The organism is Kordia sp. (assembly GCF_965224175.1).
Taxonomy (GTDB): Bacteria; Bacteroidota; Bacteroidia; order Flavobacteriales; family Flavobacteriaceae; genus Kordia.
The window spans coordinates 1,434,249-1,457,168 of sequence record NZ_OZ245041.1; the positions used below are offsets into that span (position 1 = coordinate 1,434,249).

General features: G+C 31.9%; 21 protein-coding genes. 12 read left to right on the forward strand and 9 right to left on the reverse strand.

The genetic code is table 11. The annotated features are described in order from the left end of the window. Positions 1-76: 76 nt before the first annotated feature. Positions 77-820, reverse strand: a complete 744-nt coding sequence (locus ACOQOS_RS06310; protein WP_420574127.1) for a DUF1223 domain-containing protein — start codon at positions 818-820, stop codon at positions 77-79. 40 nt (positions 821-860) lie between these two features. Between ACOQOS_RS06310 and ACOQOS_RS06315 the strand changes: the two genes are divergently transcribed. From ACOQOS_RS06315 to ACOQOS_RS06335, 5 genes are read left to right on the forward strand one after another with little or no spacing between them, the layout of a single operon-like run. Then, entirely contained in the window at positions 861-1,502 is a 642-nt protein-coding gene (locus ACOQOS_RS06315; RefSeq protein WP_420574128.1) for a DUF4159 domain-containing protein, read from the forward strand. A 2-nt stretch (positions 1,503-1,504) separates the two neighbouring features. Further along, complete coding sequence (locus ACOQOS_RS06320) at positions 1,505-1,846, forward strand: cyclic-phosphate processing receiver domain-containing protein (protein WP_420574129.1); 342 nt, start codon at positions 1,505-1,507, stop codon at positions 1,844-1,846. 6 nt (positions 1,847-1,852) lie between these two features. Continuing rightward, entirely contained in the window at positions 1,853-2,368 is a 516-nt protein-coding gene (locus ACOQOS_RS06325) for a TrmH family RNA methyltransferase (protein ID WP_420574130.1), read from the forward strand. A 36-nt stretch (positions 2,369-2,404) separates the two neighbouring features. Beyond that, entirely contained in the window at positions 2,405-3,478 is a 1,074-nt protein-coding gene (locus ACOQOS_RS06330) for an AI-2E family transporter (protein WP_420574131.1), read from the forward strand. A 3-nt stretch (positions 3,479-3,481) separates the two neighbouring features. Then, positions 3,482-4,663: a class I SAM-dependent methyltransferase gene (locus ACOQOS_RS06335; RefSeq protein WP_420574132.1), complete on the forward strand. Its 1,182-nt coding sequence runs from the start codon at positions 3,482-3,484 to the stop codon at positions 4,661-4,663. An 823-nt stretch (positions 4,664-5,486) separates the two neighbouring features. Here ACOQOS_RS06335 and ACOQOS_RS06340 read toward each other — a convergent pair. Then, positions 5,487-5,678 (reverse strand): hypothetical protein, encoded by a 192-nt coding sequence (locus tag ACOQOS_RS06340; RefSeq protein ID WP_420574133.1) that lies wholly within the window; start codon positions 5,676-5,678, stop codon positions 5,487-5,489. A 185-nt stretch (positions 5,679-5,863) separates the two neighbouring features. Here ACOQOS_RS06340 and ACOQOS_RS06345 point away from each other — a divergent pair, with 185 nt between their 5' ends. The 5 genes from ACOQOS_RS06345 (at position 5,864) to ACOQOS_RS06365 (ending at position 9,794) form a co-directional block, all read left to right on the forward strand. Next, on the forward strand, positions 5,864-6,190 hold the full coding sequence (locus ACOQOS_RS06345; RefSeq protein ID WP_420574134.1) for an ArsR/SmtB family transcription factor: 327 nt from the start codon (positions 5,864-5,866) through the stop codon (positions 6,188-6,190). A gap of 18 nt (positions 6,191-6,208) precedes the next feature. Continuing rightward, on the forward strand, positions 6,209-6,682 hold the full coding sequence (locus tag ACOQOS_RS06350) for a DUF6428 family protein (protein ID WP_420574135.1): 474 nt from the start codon (positions 6,209-6,211) through the stop codon (positions 6,680-6,682). 156 nt (positions 6,683-6,838) lie between these two features. Next, positions 6,839-7,552 (forward strand): glycosyltransferase family 2 protein, encoded by a 714-nt coding sequence (locus tag ACOQOS_RS06355; RefSeq protein ID WP_420574136.1) that lies wholly within the window; start codon positions 6,839-6,841, stop codon positions 7,550-7,552. After that, the gene (locus tag ACOQOS_RS06360) at positions 7,549-8,169 is read left to right on the forward strand and encodes a lipid-A-disaccharide synthase N-terminal domain-containing protein (RefSeq protein WP_420574137.1); all 621 of its coding nucleotides are present in this window, start codon (positions 7,549-7,551) and stop codon (positions 8,167-8,169) included. The genes ACOQOS_RS06355 and ACOQOS_RS06360 overlap by 4 nt, the downstream gene beginning before the upstream one ends. Then, positions 8,166-9,794 carry an ArnT family glycosyltransferase gene (locus tag ACOQOS_RS06365; RefSeq protein WP_420574138.1) on the forward strand — a complete coding sequence of 543 codons (1,629 nt, stop codon included), beginning with the start codon at positions 8,166-8,168 and terminating at the stop codon, positions 9,792-9,794. The genes ACOQOS_RS06360 and ACOQOS_RS06365 overlap by 4 nt, the downstream gene beginning before the upstream one ends. A 119-nt stretch (positions 9,795-9,913) precedes the next feature. On the opposite strand, the gene ACOQOS_RS06370 is transcribed toward ACOQOS_RS06365, so the two are convergent. The 5 genes from ACOQOS_RS06370 to ACOQOS_RS06390 form a co-directional block, all read right to left on the reverse strand. After that, a complete protein-coding gene (locus ACOQOS_RS06370) occupies positions 9,914-10,849 on the reverse strand; it encodes an NAD-dependent epimerase/dehydratase family protein (RefSeq protein WP_420574139.1) in 936 nt (311 codons plus the stop codon). A 224-nt stretch (positions 10,850-11,073) separates the two neighbouring features. After that, a complete protein-coding gene (locus ACOQOS_RS06375) occupies positions 11,074-11,787 on the reverse strand; it encodes a T9SS type A sorting domain-containing protein (RefSeq protein ID WP_420574140.1) in 714 nt (237 codons plus the stop codon). After that, the gene (locus ACOQOS_RS06380; RefSeq protein WP_420574141.1) at positions 11,787-12,887 is read right to left on the reverse strand and encodes a hypothetical protein; all 1,101 of its coding nucleotides are present in this window, start codon (positions 12,885-12,887) and stop codon (positions 11,787-11,789) included. The genes ACOQOS_RS06375 and ACOQOS_RS06380 overlap by 1 nt, the downstream gene beginning before the upstream one ends. 173 nt (positions 12,888-13,060) lie before the next feature. After that, complete coding sequence (locus tag ACOQOS_RS06385; protein ID WP_420574142.1) at positions 13,061-15,802, reverse strand: CHAT domain-containing protein; 2,742 nt, start codon at positions 15,800-15,802, stop codon at positions 13,061-13,063. A gap of 23 nt (positions 15,803-15,825) precedes the next feature. Next, complete coding sequence (locus ACOQOS_RS06390; RefSeq protein WP_420574143.1) at positions 15,826-17,154, reverse strand: S8 family peptidase; 1,329 nt, start codon at positions 17,152-17,154, stop codon at positions 15,826-15,828. A gap of 79 nt (positions 17,155-17,233) precedes the next feature. Between ACOQOS_RS06390 and ACOQOS_RS06395 the strand changes: the two genes are divergently transcribed. Together ACOQOS_RS06395 and ACOQOS_RS06400 are read left to right on the forward strand one after the other, a co-directional pair. Next, positions 17,234-17,794 carry an RNA polymerase sigma factor gene (locus tag ACOQOS_RS06395; protein ID WP_420574144.1) on the forward strand — a complete coding sequence of 187 codons (561 nt, stop codon included), beginning with the start codon at positions 17,234-17,236 and terminating at the stop codon, positions 17,792-17,794. Further along, positions 17,779-18,597 (forward strand): tetratricopeptide repeat protein, encoded by an 819-nt coding sequence (locus tag ACOQOS_RS06400; RefSeq protein ID WP_420574145.1) that lies wholly within the window; start codon positions 17,779-17,781, stop codon positions 18,595-18,597. The genes ACOQOS_RS06395 and ACOQOS_RS06400 overlap by 16 nt, the downstream gene beginning before the upstream one ends. Before the next feature lie 447 nt (positions 18,598-19,044). Here the strand turns inward: ACOQOS_RS06400 and ACOQOS_RS06405 are convergent, their stop codons facing one another. Next, a complete protein-coding gene (locus ACOQOS_RS06405) occupies positions 19,045-21,471 on the reverse strand; it encodes a TonB-dependent receptor domain-containing protein (RefSeq protein WP_420574146.1) in 2,427 nt (808 codons plus the stop codon). Further along, the gene (locus ACOQOS_RS06410) at positions 21,452-22,819 is read right to left on the reverse strand and encodes an HTTM domain-containing protein (RefSeq protein ID WP_420574147.1); all 1,368 of its coding nucleotides are present in this window, start codon (positions 22,817-22,819) and stop codon (positions 21,452-21,454) included. Before ACOQOS_RS06410 ends, ACOQOS_RS06405 begins: the two co-directional genes overlap by 20 nt. Between the last annotated feature and the right edge of the window lie 101 nt (positions 22,820-22,920).

Here is a 22,920-nt window from a genome sequence, read left to right on the forward strand (position 1 = left end):
CTTTCAAATACGTATAAAAAAACATTGAATTAATACTAATCACTCCTTTAAAAAAGTGATACGAGCTGGAAGAAAATTATAAATTAGCTTTCGCCGCACCAACAATATCTTTCTGAGTATTTTCTAGAATTAAAAACACGCTTAATTGATCGTTTTTAGTAACGATTTCTGGAATGTCAATACTGTAATTTCCTTTTGTTTTCACTTGCGTTAGATAGTTCTCACTCACCACAATATTATTGTTTTTTAAAGTTCTTCTGGCGTTTTCTCCACGTTTTACTTCCGTTGTACGTTCTTGAATCGCCAAAACAACACGTGCTTTTACATTGGAAACATTTCCGTCAATAATATAGTTAAATTTGATATTTTTTGCTGTGTTTTCTATCGCGCCAAGCGAAATAGTATAGTTAGAAGACTTGTTTTTATATTCTTTAATTTTCGCATACATTTTTGAACGATTGGAACCTACAAAATGTTCTTTTCCGTTCACAATGACTGCTGGCGTGTAAATTCGATTGTCATTGAATTTTTGTGCATACGAACGCTGTTTTTCTGTAAATTGCTTTTTACTAAACGGATCTTTCCAACCAATATAATCCCAATAATCAACATGATACGACAACGTAAATACGTTTTCATCTTTGTATTCATTTCCAACTTTTTCTAATAATACATCGGCACTCGGACAACTAGAACAACCTTGTGACGTAAAAAGTTCTAAAACTACAACTGAATTGTCTTTTTTAGCTGTCCAATCTGAAAAAGAAGCAAAAAAGAAGAGTGTAAAAAGTGAAAGTGTTATTAAATATTTTCGTTTCATGATCTTAAAGTTTAACTTGCATTACATAAGACGATTTTACATGAAGAAGCTTACGTTATTTTTATTTTTATTAGGTACTTCCTTAGTATATTCACAAGAAATTGGCATTTTAAAATATGCTGGCGGCGGCGATTGGTATTCAAACCCAACGGCAATTCCTAACTTGATTAAGTTTTGTAATCAAAATATAAATACTGCTATAAAAGCAAAACCACAAACTGTGGAAGTTGGCAGCACCGATTTATTTCAATATCCATTTGTACACATGACAGGACATGGAAACGTGTTTTTTTCTGAAGATGATGCTGAAAACTTACGCAAGTATTTAACTTCTGGTGGTTTTGTGCATATTGACGATAATTATGGAATGAATCAATACATTCGAAAAGAGTTGAAAAAAGTGTTTCCAAATCAAGAATTGAGAGAGATTCCGGCAACGCATCCAATTTTTAAGCAACCGTATTCTTTCCCGAAAGGATTGCCAAAAATTCATGAGCACGACGGTTTACGTCCGCAAGCATTAGGTTTGTTTCATGAAAACAGATTGGTTTTGTTGTTTACTTTTGAAAGTGATCTTGGTGATGGATGGGAAAATAAAGAAATTCACAACGATTCTGATGAGGTTCGTTTGAAAGCTTTACAAATGGGCGCAAATATTGTGAATTACGCGTTTAAACACTAAACATGAGTTACAACCTTTTTTTAGATGATATTCGTGTGCCAGAAATGGTATACCGAAATCCAGATACTTATGATTTTGTAATTGTACGTACGTTTGAAAAATTTGTAGCACATATTGAAGCAAATGGACTTCCAAAATATATTAGTTTCGACAATGATTTAGGATTAAATACTAACGGAGAAGTTGCTCAAGACGGTTATGCTGCTGCAAAATGGTTGGTGTATACTTCTGGTTTAGATTTGACTGAACTTGATTTTTATGTGCATTCTGCAAATCCTGTAGCAGCCAAACAAATAGAAGGTTTATTGACAAATTATATCAATCACTTAAAATCGAATTCCTAACAATACATGTCACAACTTACACACTATACTACAAACTTTGAGAAACGAACTTTTCCGATTACGTTGGTTTCCGATCAGGTTTCTAATGCGCCAAATATTGGTTCATTGTTTCGTATTTGTGATGCTTTTGGCGTGGAGAAAATCATTTTTTGTGGTGAAAACATTCCTGTCTTTGGCAGAAAAATGGCCAAAACATCACGCGCTACCGAAAAAGTAGTTCCTTTTGAAATTACAACAGATATTCATCCTGTTATTTCAAAATTGCAATCGGAAGGTTATACTATTATTTCATTAGAAATTACAGAAAATAGCCAGTCCATTCACAACCTTGACTTCTCTAAATTTGAAAAAATAGCATTGGTTATTGGTGATGAAAACTTTGGTGTTAATCCTGAAACTATCTACGAATCTGATGCAGTTGTACATATAGATATGTTTGGGCAAAATAGCAGTATGAATGTTGTGCAAGCTACAAATATTGTGTTGTATGAAATTACGCGACAACATATAGTTGCGAAATAATTTTATTGTGTTAAATTTATCTACAAACTGACGCAGATGACTTCAAATACTATTGCAAACGGAATTTTAAAAGCTTTGGCGATTATTTTAGGAGTGTTTTTACTTCTTTATTTTCTCTACAAAATTCAATCCGTAATCATGTACATCGCCATTGCTGCGGTAATTTCGTTAATTGGAAGACCTATTGTTCGTTTTCTAAAACAACGTTTGAAGTTCAAAAATACACTTGCAGTTATTGTCACCATGGTTGTAATGATTGGTCTATTTGTTGGATTGATTTCTATGTTTATTCCGCTTATTGCAGAACAAGGACATAATTTGTCGCTATTAAATATTGAAGAACTTCAAAGCGACGTTCAAAATTTATATGGACAAATATCAACATATTTAGATCTTAAAGGCATTAGTTTAGATTCCAAGATATTCTCAAATATTGATTATACCATCATTCCCAACCTATTCAATTCAATCATTAGTGGTTTGGGAAATTTTAGTATTGGTTTAATGTCTGTATTATTTATCTCTTTCTTTTTACTAAAAGACAGCAAGTTACTTGTTGATGGCGTGATGGTTTTAGTACCAAATAATAAAGAAAAAAGATTAGGGAAATCATTTGAAAAAATAAAAGATTTACTATCAAGATATTTTGTTGGTTTAGTATTTCAAATTTTAATTCTATTCGTTATTTACACGATTGCACTACTTATTTTCGGAATTTCTAATGCAATTGTTATTGCTTTTTTGTGTGCTTTACTAAACCTAATTCCTTATATAGGACCTTTATTTAGTGGAGTTTTAATGTTGTTGTTATGTATGACAAGTAATTTGGAAGCTGACTTTAGTACCGTTATTTTACCCAATACAATTGGTGTTATGGTTTTCTTTTTGATTGCGCAATTGGTTGATAATTTTGTAAGTCAACCTTTGATATTTTCGAGTTCTGTAAAATCGCATCCGTTAGAGATTTTCTTAGTCATTATTATTTGGGGAATTTTATTCGGAATTATAGGAATGGTAGTTGCTGTGCCTTCGTATACTGCTATTAAAGTTATTTTGAAAGAGTTTCTTTCTGAAAACAAAATTGTCAAATCGCTTACTAAAGATCTTTAACTCTTGAATTTAGCGCTGCTTTCTTCTGAAATTCAACAATTTATTAACGATCATCTAAAAGAAGATCCAACGAAACTTTTACTTAAACATAAAGAAGTTTCAGGAATTCCATTTGCTGAAATTATTGAGCAGATTCAGGCGAAAGTAAAATGTGAGAAGAAATTGCCAACCTGGTTTCACACTGAAAACATATACTATCCAAATAAATTAAACATAGAACAAACCTCATCTGAAAAAACAGCTACTTACAAAGCTACTTTCTTAAAAGGAAACTCTTTAATTGATTTAACAGGCGGTTTTGGTGTAGATTGTTATGCATTTTCAAAACACTTTCTAAAAGTAACACATTGTGAAATTTCGTCAAAATTATCAGAAATTGTCACACACAATTATAAAGTTCTGAATGTTGATAATGTAGAAGCTGTAAGTCAAAACGGAATTCAATACTTACAAGATCAACAACAGAAATACGATTGTATTTATATTGATCCTTCACGCAGAAATGATATAAAAGGAAAAGTTTTTTTACTAGAAGATTGTTTGCCTGATGTTGTGACACATCAACAATTATTATTAGAACATTCAGATACAATTTTGATTAAAACTTCTCCTCTATTAGATATAACGAATGGATTACGAGTATTAAAACATGTAAAAGAAGTTCATGTTGTAGCCGTTCAAAATGAAGTAAAAGAATTGCTATGGTTGTTGGATAAAAATATTGAAACCGAAGATGTATTGATCAAAACGGTCAATTTAACGAACAAAAAAAATGATTTTTTTAGTTTCATGCTATCTGCTGAGAACTTTGATGTTGATTATGCACTTCCTATGAAATACTTGTATGAACCCAATGCTGCTATCATGAAAGCTGGCGGATTTTCAAGTATTGCTAATGGATATCAATTAAAAAAACTACACCAACATTCTCATTTATATACATCTAATGAGTTAATTTCGTTTCCAGGAAGACGTTTTGAAATTCAAAAAATACTTCCATACACAAAAAAAATCATCAAAAAAGAATTAAATTTAACCAAGGCAAATATTACAACACGTAATTTTCCTGAATCAGTTTCTACTATTCGTAAAAAATTATCCCTTACCGATGGAGGAGACGACTTTTTGTTCTTAACTACCGTGTTTACTGGAAAAAAAGTGGTTATTCATTGCTTAAAAGCATAAGAAAAACTTCAAAAAAATCGCTTTTACGGTTTTACCGTAGGTTTTATAATACGCGACCTTATCCCATACTTAAGACTTCTGCCTACATTTGAATCATGCAATACAGTTTTAGGGATTTAGGGGAATCCACTATACTTTGGGGAACTTGGTCACAAGTTCCCCTTACTTCTTTTATAAGGGTATGTGAATTGTAAAACTGTCACTTTTAAGAATTTACTACAGTTCATGTTTTTTTATCGATAAAATATACTTTTCAACGATCTAACAGACTTTTTATGCATGTCACATACGTTCATGAATCCAAAAACATAGTTTTGAATATCCTTTTTAGGTAACTAGTAAATAACGATACTTAAAGCCGTATGCTGTGAAAACAGATACGGTCTTTTTGTTTTTTGTTATCATTTAAAACGATACTTGCTACATCTTCATTTCAAAAATTGACATTTTTTATATCGAAAATTCCTACATTCAATAGCATTGATCGATAAAATAAGGAGTTTGTAGAATGAAAATTAAAACCTGCTCATTTATCCTAACGAATCTATAGTTTTACGAAGTCTTATAGATAATCTAATAAACATGATTATTTAAGGAGAAACAATACAGCATACTAGGAAAATTATGCACAGTTTTATTTAAGCCTAAAACAGCATAAAATTTTAGACTAAACAGCAAATAAGAATTCGATATTGAATTTTTATTATTGTTGTATTTTTATACAACTCTTATTGAAAGGGAGGTTTATGGTAGGGCCTCCCTTTTTTTTTATGCTCTTTTATCAGCAATCTTCAAAAATTTAAGCATATTCAATCTTATAGTTTTAACTACATTGTACATGTGAGTTTGTGTCTGGACAATATACTACAGAACATTTATAAACGTCTGTATGTCTTGGCAATGGTACTTTAATACGACAAGGAGTCATATTTGTTCCTCCTTTTATTTGTCCTTTGTCAAGTTTAGAGATTGGTCTTTTGTTAAGCGTTAAATTTTTTAGGTTCTTTTTTTTCATAATGAAAAGTTTAAATGATTTCCTAAGTTTTTAAATACGTATTAGGAATAGAAACGTGTATCATCAAGAGTCATTTTGAATATTTTGTTACGGTTTTTTGTTTAGTCTTTTCTCTATCGAAAAATAAATTGAAGAATTAACAGTAAAAATTTTTCTATCTCAACAACATATTCTAATATTGCAATATGGGAATAACAAAAACAACAGGATTTTCTGAAGAAGTAAATTATATGGCAGAAGTCTTAAAAGCTCTTGGACATCCAGCGCGTTTATCAATTATGCAATATTTAGCCAATAGTCCATCGTGTATCTGTAATGATATTGTGATGGAATTACCGCTTGCACAACCAACAATTTCAAGGCATTTATCAGAATTGAAAAGAGTTGGATTGATTCAAGGAGAGATTTCTGGAAAGAATATTTGCTATTGTATTAATGCTGAAAAATGGTCTGAAGCATTACAGTTTCTGGAGACAATCACTGTTGCTTTATCAAAAACAAAACAATGTTAATCTTTTATATATAGAATTATGAAATTATCAGAAGTAAAAAAACATTTAGAGAATTTAGAACAATTAGATTTTTATTTGCCTAATTCGCAGAAAGTAGAAAGTCATTTTCATGTGACGGAAGTTGGACAAATTTCAAAGCACTTTATTGATTGTGGTGGCGTTGTTAGAACTGAAAATGTTGTCAATTTTCAATTATGGTCTGCGGATGATGTAGATCATCGATTAGAACCAAAGAAATTGATGAACATTATTGAACTTTCTGAAAAAGTTTTAGGAATTCAAGATTTGGAAGTTGAGGTAGAATACCAAGCAGAAACTATTGGGAAATATGGTTTAGGCTTTGAGAATGATCATTTTGTATTGACGACAAAGCAAACTGATTGTTTAGCGAAAGATAATTGCGGAATTCCAGCTCAGAAACCAAAATTGAAACTTTCTGAATTACAGGCACAAACTGATGCTTGCTGTTCACCAGAATCTGGTTGTTGTTAACAAACTAATATTTACAAAACGTATGCATTAGAAACTCATTTTTGAGTTCCTAATGCATAATTTGCTATTAAATTAGATTCTTACAGTCGATATTGTAAAAAAACAATAACTTTGGCGCAGATTTTTGAGCTATTTTTAGAAACAAAGTTTTAGTAAATGGATAAAGAACTTACAATTGTCGTTCCTGTATATAACGAAGAAGATAATTTAGAAAGGGTTGAAAAAGAGCTTGGCGCCTATGCAGCTGCAGCTAAAATCCCTGTCAAAGTTTTGTTTGTAAATGATGGCTCTAAAGATAAAAGTCAAGAAATGATTGAGAAGATTTGCACAAATAGTGACATCTTTAATTTTGTTTCTTTTGTGGAAAATCGTGGATTGAGCGCTGCAATTAAAGCTGGTTTTGACGAAACACAAACGAGTTTGGTTGGTTATATTGATTCTGATTTACAAACCGCGCCTTCAGACTTTGACTTATTACTTGAACATATTGGAGAATACGATTTGGTAACTGGCGTTCGTGCCAACCGAAAAGATTCTTTTGTAAAAAATATGTCTTCAAAAATTGCGAATGGTATTCGTAGAACTTTTACTAAAGACGGAATGGACGATACTGGATGTCCATTAAAAATTATAAAAACAGAATATGCAAAGCGTATTCCTATGTTTAAAGGATTGCACCGTTTTCTTCCTGCCATGATTTTATTACAAGAAGGAAAAATTAAGCAAATTCCTGTGCAACACTTTCCAAGAATTGCTGGAGAAGCAAAATATGGTTTATGGAACCGCTTGTTAGGTCCGCTAATGGATTGTTTTGCGTATGTTTGGATGAAGAAAAAGTACATCAACTATTCTATTGGTAAGAAAGGATGATGACTTGGCTAGTTTTTGGAGTTGGTGCACTTGCTCAATTATTATTTTCAGGAAGAACCTTATTGCAATGGATTATTTCTGAGAAAAATAAAAAAGTACTCACACCAGCATTGTTCTGGAAACTTAGTTTAATTGCTTCCTTCCTACTCTTTGTGTACGGATATCTTAGAAACGACTTTGCTATTATGCTTGGGCAAGTATTAACGTATTTTATTTACGTTAGAAATATGCAGTTGCAAGGCGAATGGACGCGCATGCACAAGTTAGTTCGCATTTTTATCATCATCTTTCCGCTAATTATTGTAGCCATTGGATATAATAACAACAAACAAGATATTTATAACTTATTGAATAATGAAGCTATTGCCGATTGGTTGTTTGTTTTAGGAATTGTTGGACAAATTATTTTTACCTTACGCTTTATATATCAATGGATTTATTCTGAAAAAAAGAAACAATCAAGTTTACCTTTTGGTTTTTGGATGTTGAGTTTATTGGGCGCAAGCTTGATATTCACGTATGCGATTTTTAGAGAAGATCCTATTTTGTTAGCAGGTCATACGTTTGGAATTGTTACGTATGTTCGGAATATAATGCTTTTAAGAAATCAGTCATGAATTTTATACAGGAAAAAAATTACGTTTGGATATTAATCATCGCATGCTTTTTTATCTTCTTTATAAATCTTGATGTTTTGTATCCTAACATCATGGAAGCCAGAAACTTTATTACAGCGCGCGAAATGGCTTCTGATAGTAATTGGTTATTGACAACCATGAACGGTGAACCACGCTACGAAAAACCACCTTTACCAACTTGGTTGGCGGCTATTTCAGGAATGATTTTCGGTTTTAAAAGCTTGGCTGGTTTACGAATTCCTTCTGCATTAGTTACTGTTCTATTAGTATTGTTCTCGTATCGATTTGGAATTTACTTTTTAAAAGATAAAAAACAAGCGTTCATCAACGCATTAATTCTAGCAACTTCTTTTTATATCATTTTTGCTGGACGAAACGGAACTTGGGATATTTTTGCGCACGGATTTATGATTGTGGGTATTTATTATATTTTTCAATTCTTTTCGAGCGAAGATAAAATATGGCAAAATGCATTATTGGCAGGAACATTTATCGGTTTGTCATTTATGAGTAAAGGACCTGTTTCCCATTTTGCTTTGTTTTTACCTTTTATCATAGCGTATAGTATTGTGTACAAATACACAAACTTCAAGAAAAAATGGTTGCCTTTATTAAGTTTGATAGGTATTACAGTACTTTTATCTATTTGGTGGCCTTTGTATATCAATGCATTTGATAGCGATACAGCGAAAGCAATTGCAGAAAAAGAAACTACTGCTTGGAAAGATCGTAATGTACGCCCATTTTATTATTATTGGAGCTTCTTTGTACAATCAGGTATTTGGACAGTTATCGCATTTGTAAGTTTATTATATCCGTACTTAAAATCGCGTGTAGAGAACTTAAAAGCTTATAAGTTTAGTTTGTTTTGGACATTGGCAGCTGTCATTTTATTGTCATTGATTCCTGAAAAGAAATCTCGTTATTTATTACCAGTACTAATTCCGTTAGCGTATACCACAAGTTTTTTTATGATGTACGTTTTTAAGTCGTTTCAAACAAAAATGAAAAGCGCAGAGAAGATTCCTGTATATCTAAATTTTGGTTTGGTAGGATTGATTGCATTGGTATTTCCTATTGTTGGCTATATTTTCTTAAAAGAACGCTTAGCAGGTTTTTATGTACGATTTATTATCACTTCATTGGTTTTGGTACCTACAGGATTTTTTATATTGAAGTATTTGTTCCAAAAGAAGATACAGCGTGTTTTCTATTTGATTATTTTCTTCTTGATGGCAACAATTAGTTTTGGTTTTCCTTTGGCGAATGCATTCTTAGACAATCCAAAGTATAAATCACTTGCTACGATTTCGCCTGAAGCGCAAGAAGATAATATTCCTGTGTATATGTTTAATATTCAATCGCCTGAATTGGTGTGGGATTATGGAGGAATGATTCCGTTAATTCACAGTCATGCACTAGAAATTCCTAAAGAAGATTCGTTTAAAGTTTTGGTGATGATTGATGGAAAGAAAGGATTACAAAAAGCATTTCCTAATTATAATATTACTTATATACGAACGTATGATTTAAATCCGATTGATGATTCTAAGAAAGGATATAAAGATAGGTTGCGTACCGAAATGTACTTGATAGAGAAATAGGTTTTAGAAAAGCTAAAATATAGGCATTCTATAAAAAAGGAGATTTAGTACTTCTCGATACTAATTTTAGTATATCAATTCACTCGAAGTAACGCCTAGAATTCGTTTGAGTTTTAGATTTACAATTCTCTAAACCAAGCTAACTGTTCTGCTACACCCTCTTCCAAGGTTACGGTAGGATTGTAATTGAGTAATTCTCGCGCTTTGTCGATATTAGCTTTTGTACGTTGTTGATCGCCAGAACGCGGCGGTAATTGATTGAATTTTATTGTTGTATTTAATAGTTTTTCAACAGCGTCAACGCCTTGCTGTGTTGTATATTCAGCTTCTGTTCCTATGTTGAATATTTCTCCATTACACACTTCTTCTTTGCCAATTACACTAGTAATTCCTTTTACGATATCGCTTACATGCGTGAAGCTTCTTAAGTGTGACAAGCTTCCTTCAAATAGTGGAAAGGTTTTGTCGTTTAATCCGCAATCTAATAATTTCGTAAATAGTTTGTCTGGACGTTCACGAGAACCATATACAGAATACAAACGCAATGAACAGGCTTTGAGTTGATTCAGCCTTGAGCTGCATAAAACTAATTGTTCAGCGGCTAATTTTGTGACTCCATAATGTGATGCAGGTTTTGGCACAACTGTTTCCGCAAAAGTGGCGTTTAAACCATAAATAGAAGAAGTTCCAATATTGACAAAAAGTTTCAAATGTTCTTGCTGCAAAGCATATGTTAGTAAGTTTTGCGTTGCAATGACATTGTTGGTCAAATAATCTTCAAACGTAGAAGTCGCAGCAATTCCTGGTTGAGCTGCAAAATGAAAGATATATTCGATGTTTTCAGGCAATTTATGAATAGCTGACGTTTCACGTAAATCTGCTTCTATAACTTCAATTCCTTTGGCGCGTAAAGCTTCTGAATTCTTTTTCTTTAAAGTAACTGGATAATAATCTGAGAAATTATCTATTCCAACTACTTCATGATCTAGATTATGTAAATATTCTGCTACATGCGATCCAATAAAACCAGCAATTCCCGTAATGAGTATCTTCATTTATATACTTCGTAATGTGTTTGACGCATAAAAATATACATAATTTATGAAACGGTTTTTGTTATTTTTAATTTCTATACGTTTTCTTGTATTTACAAAAGGCTTTCCTGTTACAGAAAGCCTTTCTTCATATGCATAATCAACGCAAAAATTCGATACACTTTCAGTTGGTCTGGGTATGTATCTAGTATGCATATATTTTCAATGGTTAATGTAACAATTCGCTATTTCTTGATCAATTTTGCGTTGTATGTATTGATTCCGTTGGAAACTTTTACAATGTATATTCCAGAAGTATACTGACTTAGATCAATTGTTGTTTTCTCTATTTTGGTTTCCAATGTTAGTTGTTGAACACCTTGAACATCATAGACAGTAACTAGATACGTTGTTCCTTTTTCAAAATTTTCAATTTGTAAGGTAAATTCATCTACTATAGGATTTGGATAAAATTTTAGTTTATTTTCCAATGTTTCCTTTGGTTTTGTTGCTACAAGTGATTTTTTACAAGGTGTGATTTCTGCAAAGTATCTTGCTCCAGATTGTGTACTAAACCCTGGATTTAATTCAATTACACTTCCTGCTCGCATTTCTACTTTTGCAGAACCAGCTACCAGTACATTTCCAGAAGGTGCTACTTTGATACTATTAATTACTCTGTAGTCTAAAAACCCCAAGAGAATTGTGTTATCAACTACTAAATCAGGAACAAAGATGTCACAGGGTTTTGGCGCTTTTTTGGTAACACTATCAAATACTTTCGTTGTCAGAGTTAACAAATTAGGTTTCGATTTTTCAACAATTGACCTTAGGTGCTCCGAAGTCAAATTATCAGTAAAGTTCTCTGTAATAATGTTGTTTTTCAATAGATTTCCTCCAAAAGAAGCCCATCCCAAACACAAGAACAACACGAATACAATGTGTGTCTTATTTTTCATTATTTTTTGTTTTTTAATTCGTTAATTTCCTTCTTCAACTCTATTACATATAACGTGAGTTCTTCTATTTTTTCTAATAACTTAGCGTCCATTTCTCCTAAGTTTACACCTTCTTTTTCTACTTCGGTTGCTGAAGGAACATTTGGTAGATGTCCGTTAGTATTGATAAATGCTTCTACTTCTTCTAGTGGTTTTAAATTATAATCGCTTTTAAAAACATAATCTGCCCAAACACCTGAAGCCAATTCTACTTTTACTTTTTCTGTACGAATTCCTTTTTTTACAAATAAATTATAATCATCACAATCTGTACATGGATCAAAATCAAAGAAATCACCAATCATTGTTTTTCCTGCTGCAATCCAGAAATCGTGTTTTTTAGGACTTACAATACTTAAAATACTATTATAACCTCCAGTAAAATTATTGAAAGCTCTAATTCGCCATGTTTCATCTCCAAGATGATCTTTAAAAGAAATTCCGCCATATGTATTGTCTATTTCAGATTGAATTCTAATTTCTTGTTTGTCACCCAAACGAACATCTAAACGCGCTTGTGGATCATCTGTAGCTACTCCAACTTTTGCTCCGATAGTATTATCTTTTGTTGCTACAAAAACAGGTTTTTGTGTTTCAAATCCGATTAAGAAAGAATAGTTCTTTGTGTTAATAGTGTTTCTACCAATAGCAAATGAAAAAGCACCATTAGCTTGGTTTGAATGTCCTAAAGCGAATGAAAAACTTCCTGCCGTTTTATTGCTATGTCCAAACGCAAAGGAATTTAGAGAGTTTACAGTATTGTTTACTCCAAAAGCACCAGATTGCGTTTGTTGCACATTGTTAGACATTCCTAGAGCGAACGAAAAGTTATGGCTTACTGAGTTTCGATGTCCTGCAATAAAAGAAGCTCTTCTAGAACTATTGGTCATAAAATTTTCAGTTCCTACAATGGTAGAGTTCTTTGCATTAAGCACATTTCCATCTCCAAGAGCAGATGAGGTTGGATCTAATGGTAGGTTTGTTCCCCAATTTGTTTGTGCACTGGTATACATTGATAATAATCCGAAGAATAGGATTAATAAAGGTACGTTGTTTTTCATGATTGTTTAATTTGTAATGATCCCTACTTTTGAAAAAGGCTTTCGGGTTTTCCCATGATCGATCTATATATCTACATGGGAAGTTTTTATAAATTCATTACCCAACTAAAAACAAAAAAGCTAGCTCCTTTAAAAAGAAACTAGCTTAAGACGCTGTTTTTTAAACGTTTAAATTATTTTATTTTTTTTCGATATAGGAAAAATAAAATACTAATTAACAAAAGTATGCTTCCAACAATAAGTATTGTGTAATTGTATTTTGGTTGAAGCATTACGGCATCTGTACTTCCAGTAAGTGTAAAAGCCGCCCAATAATATGGGACATTTTGTGCGTTAGGATGCTGCTGTAAATACGCTATTTTAGCAAGTTGCAATGCTTTAGATTTTGAATTCCCTTTTTCTAATTCGGAATAAAATGTCTTTAAGATTTCATTTCCTGCTTGTTCATTTACATTCCATTGTGAAGCTAGCACACTTTGCGTTCCGTTATAGAAAAACCCTCTAGAAAGATTGATGATTCCTTCTCCTGAAAGATTGACGCCATCATTCGTTTTACAAGCATCTAAAATGACCAATTCTGCTTGATTTTCGAGTCCGAAGAGTTCATTGAGCGTCATTTTCCCTTTATTAAAAGCCAACCAAGGTATTTTATTAATACTGTCTAAACCTGCATGCGTATTGATGTGAACAACTTCGTAATTGTTTCTATGTTTGATGAAATTTTCTTTGGAAGCTTCTCTTTTAGAAAGTAGTATCGAATGATCATATTTTGATAAAAATGCTAACACTTCAGAGGTTCCTGTTAATGTTGGCAATGTTGCATCTTCAAATTCATTTGGTGCTATAACTAATAGTTTTTCGGTTGGTGCATTTCGTTTTTTCTGAATTTGCTCAAAGAGTGAAAACGATTGTAAGTACGATGTTTCAGTAGTGTTTACGAGGTATTTTTCTAAAAGTTTCCCTTCATTTTGCGTTGGAAATACCTCAAATGGAATGTATTGTAGGCTATGATCTGTGATAATGGTCAGTTTTTTGTCTTTTAGTCGTTCTGCTGCATTTTCAAACGAAAATAATTGTTGAAAGATTTCATAACCAACTGTTTGATATGTTTTTAATTGCTCAGGATCCATTACACGTTTTGCTATAAAACTTTTTAATTGAGCTAGTTGCTTCTGTAATTTTAAAACATTTTCAATTTTAAAGAAAATAGGCGTACTTCCATCATAATAAATTCCGTAACCATCTGTTTCATGCAAAATATATTCTACAAAAGCTTCTTTTTTTATTTTGTAACGTTCTAATATAGTTCCTAAAGCTACTATTTCAACGTTTTCTTTCGTTTTACTATATTCAGGATATAGTGTTTGAATGGAATCCATAAAGTTTTGATATTCCTTATTTTTCTGTCCATATTTTTGCTTCCATTCATCACTACCTGTGTTTAATTGAAATTGTTCTTGTAAAGTGATTAGTTCGTAATGTAGTTTATATTCTCGTTCCAATAGCGTTTTCGGAATGTTTGATACAAGCTTCGTTTGAAAAGTTTTGATATTTTCTTGTAATAGCAATGCTTTATTTTTCTCCATAAAATAGAAAGCGCTCGTTACATCATTTAGTAAGTAACATGTCTCTACAGCAAGCATATATGTATTTACTCCTTTTTCAATCCAGAATAATTTGGAAGCTTCTGTATCAGTTTCATAACGAATTAATGACACTAATTGGTCAATTAAAACAACTGTTTCTTTAGTTTTTAAAAGATATAATTTATCCTTCTTTTGTTTGTAGGCTTGCACATAATGATCTGCTAAATCGATTAAATAAGTTAAGATATCTAACCTAGACTCTGCTTTTATTTCTGCTAATGTTGGTAGTTGGAAATTATCTTGTGATTGTTGTTTTTTATCTAAACAAATAGTCACTGCTTTTTCTAAAAATGGAATTTTTTTATCTGCAAATTCTGTGTCCAAATAATATCCCATATTATTATAAGCATTTGCTATTTGATAGCTATCATCTGACTCATCAATAACTCGGTGATAATATTGATTCGCAAGTTTGTGTTTTTTACGTTTTGAATGTAAATATCCTATATTTAAAACTACCTCTAATTCGTTGTATTCATCTTTTTGTTCTATATAAATTTTCTGAGCTTTCTCATAAGCTCTCAATGCTTCATCTAAGTCTCCAAAACTGTCATAAACAATAGCCAGATTATTATAGATATCTGGAAGATTATATTTATTTACTAATTCTATATGTTCTTCAATTATTTTCTCTTGTGAGAGAACTGTTTGCAAATCCGCTCTTGTTGCTTCAGTACCTATGCGTATTTCGTACATACTAGCATAAGCATAAATCATGGTTTCTGACAACAGACTCAGCAATTGTTTATTTTTTATCATCTTTTCATTTGACAAAGCTTCATTTACGTATTCCAAAGCTTTATAAAAATCTCCCCTATCTATTTCTATTTCTGCTAATGTCCTGTAAGCTAAGCAAGAATATTTATCACTTCCTTGTTCTTTTATTATTTTTAAACAGATGTGATATGTTTTTGAAATCTTCTGTTGAATTTGATAGATATAAGCTTTTAAAAACAAACTTTTATTTAACTCTACTTTATCTGGAAATAATATTTTAACATCTATTGCTTTGGATAAATACAATAATGCTTTTTCATAATTCTTAGCCTTGTAATAACTTCGACCAGCTTCATGAAAAAGCATTCCTATAGCTTTTGTATTTTTTGAGATATTTGTTTTCTGGATTAATTGCTCAAATAGCTGTGTACGAACTTCTATTTTTTCGACTTCATTTATACTATCAATAGTTTTTATCAACTCATTTTGTGCAAGTCCTACATTTCCAAAGCAAATAAAGAATACAATTAAAATTCTTGAGGAAAAAGTCATTTTTCTCCTAAATTAAACATTAATTAAAAATCAAATGGAATTATCAATGTATTATATTTAGTATTTCTGTATTCTCCACTTCTAAATGTAAAATATCCAGATACATCCGTACCTCTTATATTCAATTCATCAAATAAAACTTCTGGTAATAATTCACCAGTTTCTGTGTATAATGATACAGTTGCATCATTAATTAAATTTGCAATTTGAATTGTTACTTGAGGTGCTGCAAAAGAAGTCCCTTGTACTGTAGCATCGTAAAAAGAGATTCCTTCTCCTTGTGCAAAAAAGTCAACACCTTCTAGTCCAAAGTTTGAAAAATCGGATATTTTATCTTTTGCTTGATTTGAAGAAGCAACTGCTATAATGTTTGGATGTTCAAAAGATGATGGGAAATGCGCTAAATCGTCATTATTATTTTCAACATTTCCTGCAGATGTTACTAAGATTACATTTGGATTTGCAGCTACAATGTTTTCAAATATGGTTCGTATTTCAGGGTGTTCTCCTGTATCATACCAGCCCATACTTATATTAACAACATCAGCTCTTTCCATAGCGTACAAAGTACCGCATAAAAAATCAAAATACGTGGTTTCTCCACCAGGACCTGCAACTTTTACTGGAAGTAATTGGAAATCAATTTCCTTTTCTCTAAGCTCTTCAAAAATCATTTTACTAATGATACTTCCGTGTTTTCCAATATCATCATCAAAAGTATTAGGATCTTCAGTTACAAAATCCCAACCTGATTTTTCATCAGCGACAGCAGTTTCTCCAGATTCGTATAAAAATTGAATTGGATTTTCTTCATCGTCGTTGAACACGGTTAATGTAGGTGCTACTCCTGTATCTACAACAGCTACGGTAATACTAGATGATGGAGAACTAGGTTTTATATATGGTTCATAACTCAAATCTTCCGCTGTTCCCGTATAACCAGGTTCAATATCAAATCCGAACGTGAATTGATAATCAACTTCTTCAAGTCCTGTAGTACCTTCTGGATCAATTTGTCCTTTTATTGCTCGTTTTTTTGGTTCTACATTAATAATTCCTCCAAAATACCATAGCTCAATATCTTTATTGGTACAATGACATTTTTCGAAGTTACTGACACCATTAAAGGCTCTAATAGTTGCTTTTTGAGGATCTGTAGTTCCAGTTATAAACTGAACCACCAGAGAATTGTTTGAATAGTTTGGTAAATATGAAGCTGAACCAGTCCCTGTTCCTGTTTTTGGAGTAATTACAATCTCGTCTTTGTTTGGATCTTCAACGAAGTCATCAATTGTGCATGAACATGCTAGTAATACGAATACAAATGCAATAAGTTTTTGTATATTTCTCATAATATTTAATTTTTGCGTTTACATATAGGGGAATAAACACGGAAAACATTACCCAATATTTTTAATAATATTTTAATCTATGAAAGATAGTGAAAGATTTATTAATGCACTCCTCTCTGGAAATGAGAAGATTACATTAGAAATTTACAATAAATTATTTCCCAAAATAAAGTCATTTGTAGTCAAAAACAGAGGTGATTCTCAAGATGCGTCTGATGTTTTTCACGATGGACTTATGTATATCATCGTTACTCAAAAAGAAAAAAGAACTGAAATTAAGTCGTTTGAAGCTTATTTATTTGTGGTCTGTAAAAATATTTGGAAAAGAACCTTAAAAAATAAGGTAATGAAATCTGATACTTTGACACTAGTTGATAAAGAAGAAGAATTAAGTTCGTTTATAGTTGAACAACAACTATTCGATTTTTACATTGAAAAGTTTGACTTACTTTCTGAAAACTGCAAAGAAATATTGGGAAGCTATTTTAATGGATTAAGCTATGAAGAGTTGTTGATTGAATATGCTTATGCGTCAATAAACACAGTGAGACAACGTGTTTTTAAATGTAGAGCAAAACTTATTAAATTAATCAAAGAAGATCATAAATATCAAAAAATAAAGAAATGGCGTCAAAATTAACAGAGAAACTTTTAGGGGATTTAGAGCGTTATTTAAAAGGCGAAATGACCGGCATAGAGCTTAGAATGTTTGAAGATAAGCTCAAAGGAGACGAAGAACTTCGAGAAGAATTGAGGTTGCAAATTGAACTTTCAGAAGCTTTAGACAATGAAAGTGATTTTTCAATTTTTAAAGAAAAATTAAATCGTGATGAGGTTGATAAGCTAAAAACTAAACTTAGAAGTAAAGAATATCAAGACTTATCTGCCAGTATTCGAAATGCGGAGAAAGTCTATTTTAGTGAAAAAGACAAAGTAAGACCTTTTCAAAAATACTATCGCTATCTAGCGATTGCTGGCGTAATTATTTTATTTTTTAGCATCTATTTTACACAAATTACATCATCCTACAGTTCGTATTATGATGAATATGTTGATTGGTCAACTTTACCTTCTTTTGTTGAAAAAGGAAATTTGAATGCTTTTTCTAAAGGAGAAATTGCTTTTAAGAAAGAGGATTATAAAACTGCTATTGAACAGTTTACACAAGTACAAACTACAGATGAATTGTATATTTTCAGCTTGCAATATTTAGGTGCTTCGTATGATAAATTAGATGAAAATGATAAAGCCATTGCTACATTTCAAAAACTAGCCGACTTAAATACTTCCTATGAAAGTAGCAAAGGTTCTTGGTATGAAGCGATGATGCATTTAAAAATGGACAATAAAGAAAAAGCAATTTATGTGCTCAATACATATATTGACAATCCAAATAACTTTAATTATAGTGAAGCAAAAGTGTTGTTGCGAAAACTACAGTAATATAAAAAGCTATCAAAAAAGTACTTAAAAGTGTCATTCTGAGCTTGACTCAGAATCTCATCATATTGATTTTTAATTGTTATGAGAAACCGAATCAAGTTCGGTTTGACGAAATCTGTACTTTTTAGACACTCTCCTTTATTTTTATATAAATATTAATGACAGTATTAGAGAATCGTATGAAAAAACTGATAATTCTTTGTTAATATATTAAATCGACAAAGGCGGTTTCGGGCTTCTCGACTGCGCTCGAAGTGACAATCTAGGTTCAAATTAAATAATAGTTTTATAGAAGTGAGTATTTTTAGAAACTCACATTCTTCGAATAAATTTGTGTAATAAATTAGTATCGATAAGTTTTAGGAAACTTATGAAAAACTCTAAATATCTAAACACTTCTCGATACAACGAATCATAGATTCGCCACTCGAAGTGACGATTCAAGTTCTAAAATTTCACTTGCAATGTCGCATAAAAGTTTCTATTATTTGACGGAATGATTCCAGGGCCAGGATATCCCGTAGCACGTCTTGTGAAATATTCATTGTCTAACACATTGTTGATTCCTGTTTCTAGCCTGAAATTTTTATATGTATACGAAAATGAAATATCTAAGATATCATACGCCGGAATTTCACCAATTACACCACTTAAATTACTTTCTACGGCATTAGAGGCGTCTGTAAATTGTTGTGATATGTATGAATATTGAATGTTTGATAAAAAGTTTTTGTATCCAAAACGAATTCCTGTTTTTAGGTTTACGTTAGGCACAAATTCTACATTGTTTCCTTCTACTCCATTTTCTTCAGTTTTGGTATATTCTGAATCTGTAATTGCTGTGTTAATGAAGTAATTAAAACTGTATTCTTCATTTTGAATAAAGACTTCATTCAAATTGAAATCTAATAAACCTTCAAAACCATACATAACTGCATCTCCAATATTTCCACGTTCGCTTTTTACACTTCCATCAGCAAAAGCACGTTGTACAAAACCGATTCTGTCGTTGTAGAACAATCCAAAAGCACCGATATCATATGAAACGAAATCTTTATAATTACCACGCAATCCAAAATCTATAGTCATTCCTTTTTCATCATCAATATTTGGACTAATGGCAAACGCAGGATTGATTATACTAATGTCTGTAAACGTTACTGAACGGTAGTTTTGTGATACATTTCCATAGATTTCTAATGCGTAAGATGGTTTGTAGCTCGCACCTAATCCGAAGAGTACAAATGAACGTTCACGGACTTCACTATTGTCTACTGTTTCGTTTAAAATAACGTTTCCAGCACCATCTGTATTGATTCGTTTGAAAAATCCGTCGCTTTCTGTTTTGATATGTTCAAAACGGAAACCTGGCGTGATTGATAATTTATCATTTACATAGAAGATATTTTCACCAAAAATTGCCACATTTAAGTTTGGATAGTCATATGCAGACTGATTCTGATAGTTTGGAAAATCGTCTAACTGAAATTCAAAGTTCGGATCGCTTCCTGTAGAACCTGGACCTTGCGCACTTGTGTTATCTGCTTTGTAGAATTTTGAACCAATTAAAAAGATCGATTGTTTCCCAAATACTTCGTACTCACTTAACAAACGTGCTTCGAAACCGAAGTTATTAAAATCGCCTTTTATTAAATCGCGTTCTGTGCCAGGGTCAACTTGATTTACACGATTTGTTCTGAAACCAAGTGCATTACGAGAAGCATTTAATCCAAAAGCATTAAAAGTAAAATTAGTTTCTTCTGAGAATTTGTGTGATAGCTTTACATTGTACAACAACCAATCAATCTGAAACCAATTTCGTGCACGATTACTTTGAAATGGATTTTCTGCAAACATTTCGTCTGTTAAACCACCTGCCTGTTTTGCTAAATAGCGTAAGTACGTTACTTCTGCTTCTAATTTTGTGCGCTCATTGAATTGATAACCAATATGTGCAAATGCATTTTTTGATTCGAATTCGGAATTTGGACGAAAACCATCTCCTCTTTTATAATTGAAAAATGAATAGTAACTGAACTTATCAACCGTTCCACTTATACTCGTAAAATTAGTGTACAGATTGTTGCTGCCGATAGTATTTCTAGTGATAAATTCAAATGGTTTTGCTTGATTCGGTTTTTTCATTACAAAATTTACCAAACCACCAAATTGTGTTCCGTATTGCAATGAAGCAGCTCCACGAATGATTTGAATTTCCTGTAAACCTTCTGCTGGAGGCGAATAGTAACTTTCTGGATATCCTAAAACATCTGCACTAATATCATATCCATTTTGTCTTGTGTTGAAGTTTGCCGTTCTATTTGGATCTAAACCACGTCCGCCAATATTTAATTGCAATCCTGCATCGTCATTTTGGTAAATATTTAAACCTACTACTTGACTGTATATTTGGCGTGAATTGTTAGAGGCTAAATTTGCTAACGACTGCTCTACTAATACGACTTCCGTCTTTTTTCCAGCATAAATTGACGTTTCTTCTACATCTTTTAATCGCTTTAACGCGAATATTTTATTTTTTCTAACGTTCAGTTCTACTTCCGAAAGTTGTTCGCCCAAAGGTTTGAGGACAATATCTAGTTTGATTGCTTTTTCAACTACAAGTGTTTTTTCAACAACTTCATATTCAAAAGAGAAAAAGATCACTTTTAGCTGTTTCTCTTCTGTAGAAAATTCATAATAACCTTCTGCATTTGTCGTAGCAAGTTTCCCTGAGCTTTGATCGTAAATATCAACATTTGCGATAGGTTGATTATTTTCTGCTGAAGTTACTGTTCCAGAAATCTTTTGTTGCGCAGCTAGGGAAATACTGAACAAGCAAAGTATACTAAGTATGCTAAAATCCTTTAATGTCATCTTTAAATGGTAAAATCCAGTTTTTGTGTTTGAATGATCTTTTTTGTTGATACAAATCAACTGTTTTATCTATATATGGTTGACTTAATCGTCCGTTGAGTGCCACATAACTTTCTGCAAATACTTGTATGTTTTTGTGACCATCTTTTGCGAACGTATCGCCTAAATAATGTGCATATTCAAGAATAAAATCGGGTTGAAAACTCATTTGTTTCTCCTGTAAAGGTGTGAGGAAATCACTATTTTTTACATAAAAGAAACTTCCTGTTTCGCCATCTACAATTTTAAACGTTGTATGTCCCATCTTTTCCATTAACATTACTCTCCAAGAAAAACGGTATCCTTGTTCTGTCCAAAATAATTCTCCAGGATATAATAGATATCTAAATGGAAATAATAATTGGATGGCAAAGAACGTAATAATCAAAGGAATAACCACAGATTTGTATGAGATTTGATAGGTTTTTATGCTTTGTAAAGTATCTGTGTTAATTTTTAATAAACTATTGATGATTCTCTTGATAAAAGCAAGTATTTTTTGATGAAATCCTGCATCAAAGAAAATTAACGTTCCAACAATCATAACAAATGGAAACATTCCGATAGGAAATAATACACGCGTAAATACATGAAAAAATACGACTAATGCAAAAGCAATTAAACGTGTTCTTTTGTAGAGTAGTAAAAACGGAATACATAAATCATATAGCATTCCTGACCAACTCATGGCAAAGTGAAACCAGTTTTGTTGCATTAAAGATTCACCAATAATTGGTAAATCGTATTTTGAAGGCAGCCATATTTTTAGTGGTTGCGCTTTGAATAACCAATCTGAATTAATTTTTGCCAAACCTGCGTAGAAGTATACAATTCCAAGTAAAAGCTTAATCGAATCAATAGTCCACTTCGGAATTTGCTCGTAGGTTCTTTTTCTCAATAAATTGTCAATAGAAAATGTAGCATTCGCAGGAAGGAAAATCATCAAAAAGCTCAAAATACTAATAAAATAATAGTGATTGAGATAGGTTGTTTTTTCCATCAATTCGATATACGTAAAACTCAAAAAAAACGTGATGATTGCCAATCGATATTTGAGTCCGAGTGCAACAAAAAATGCTGACAGTCCGCAAAGAATAAAAATTAAATACGTGTAGTTTCCAATAGGTTTTACCCATTCAAAACCATAATACGAAAAATGAAAAGTTGGTTCGAGATATACACTTTCTATCCAGCCGTGCGCCCAAAAACGTATAATTCCATAACACATCATCAACCCAAAACCAATACGAAAAACCGCTAATGGTGCCGCATTTGTTTCTTCTTGTATGTATGTTAAAAAACGATTCACTCGATAATCGAGGTTTTAATGTTTTAACGCGTACGTTAAAATACTTTTACTAGTTTCTTCACACTTCGTGGACTTTCCCCGAAGTAGTAGTTTTTATACAA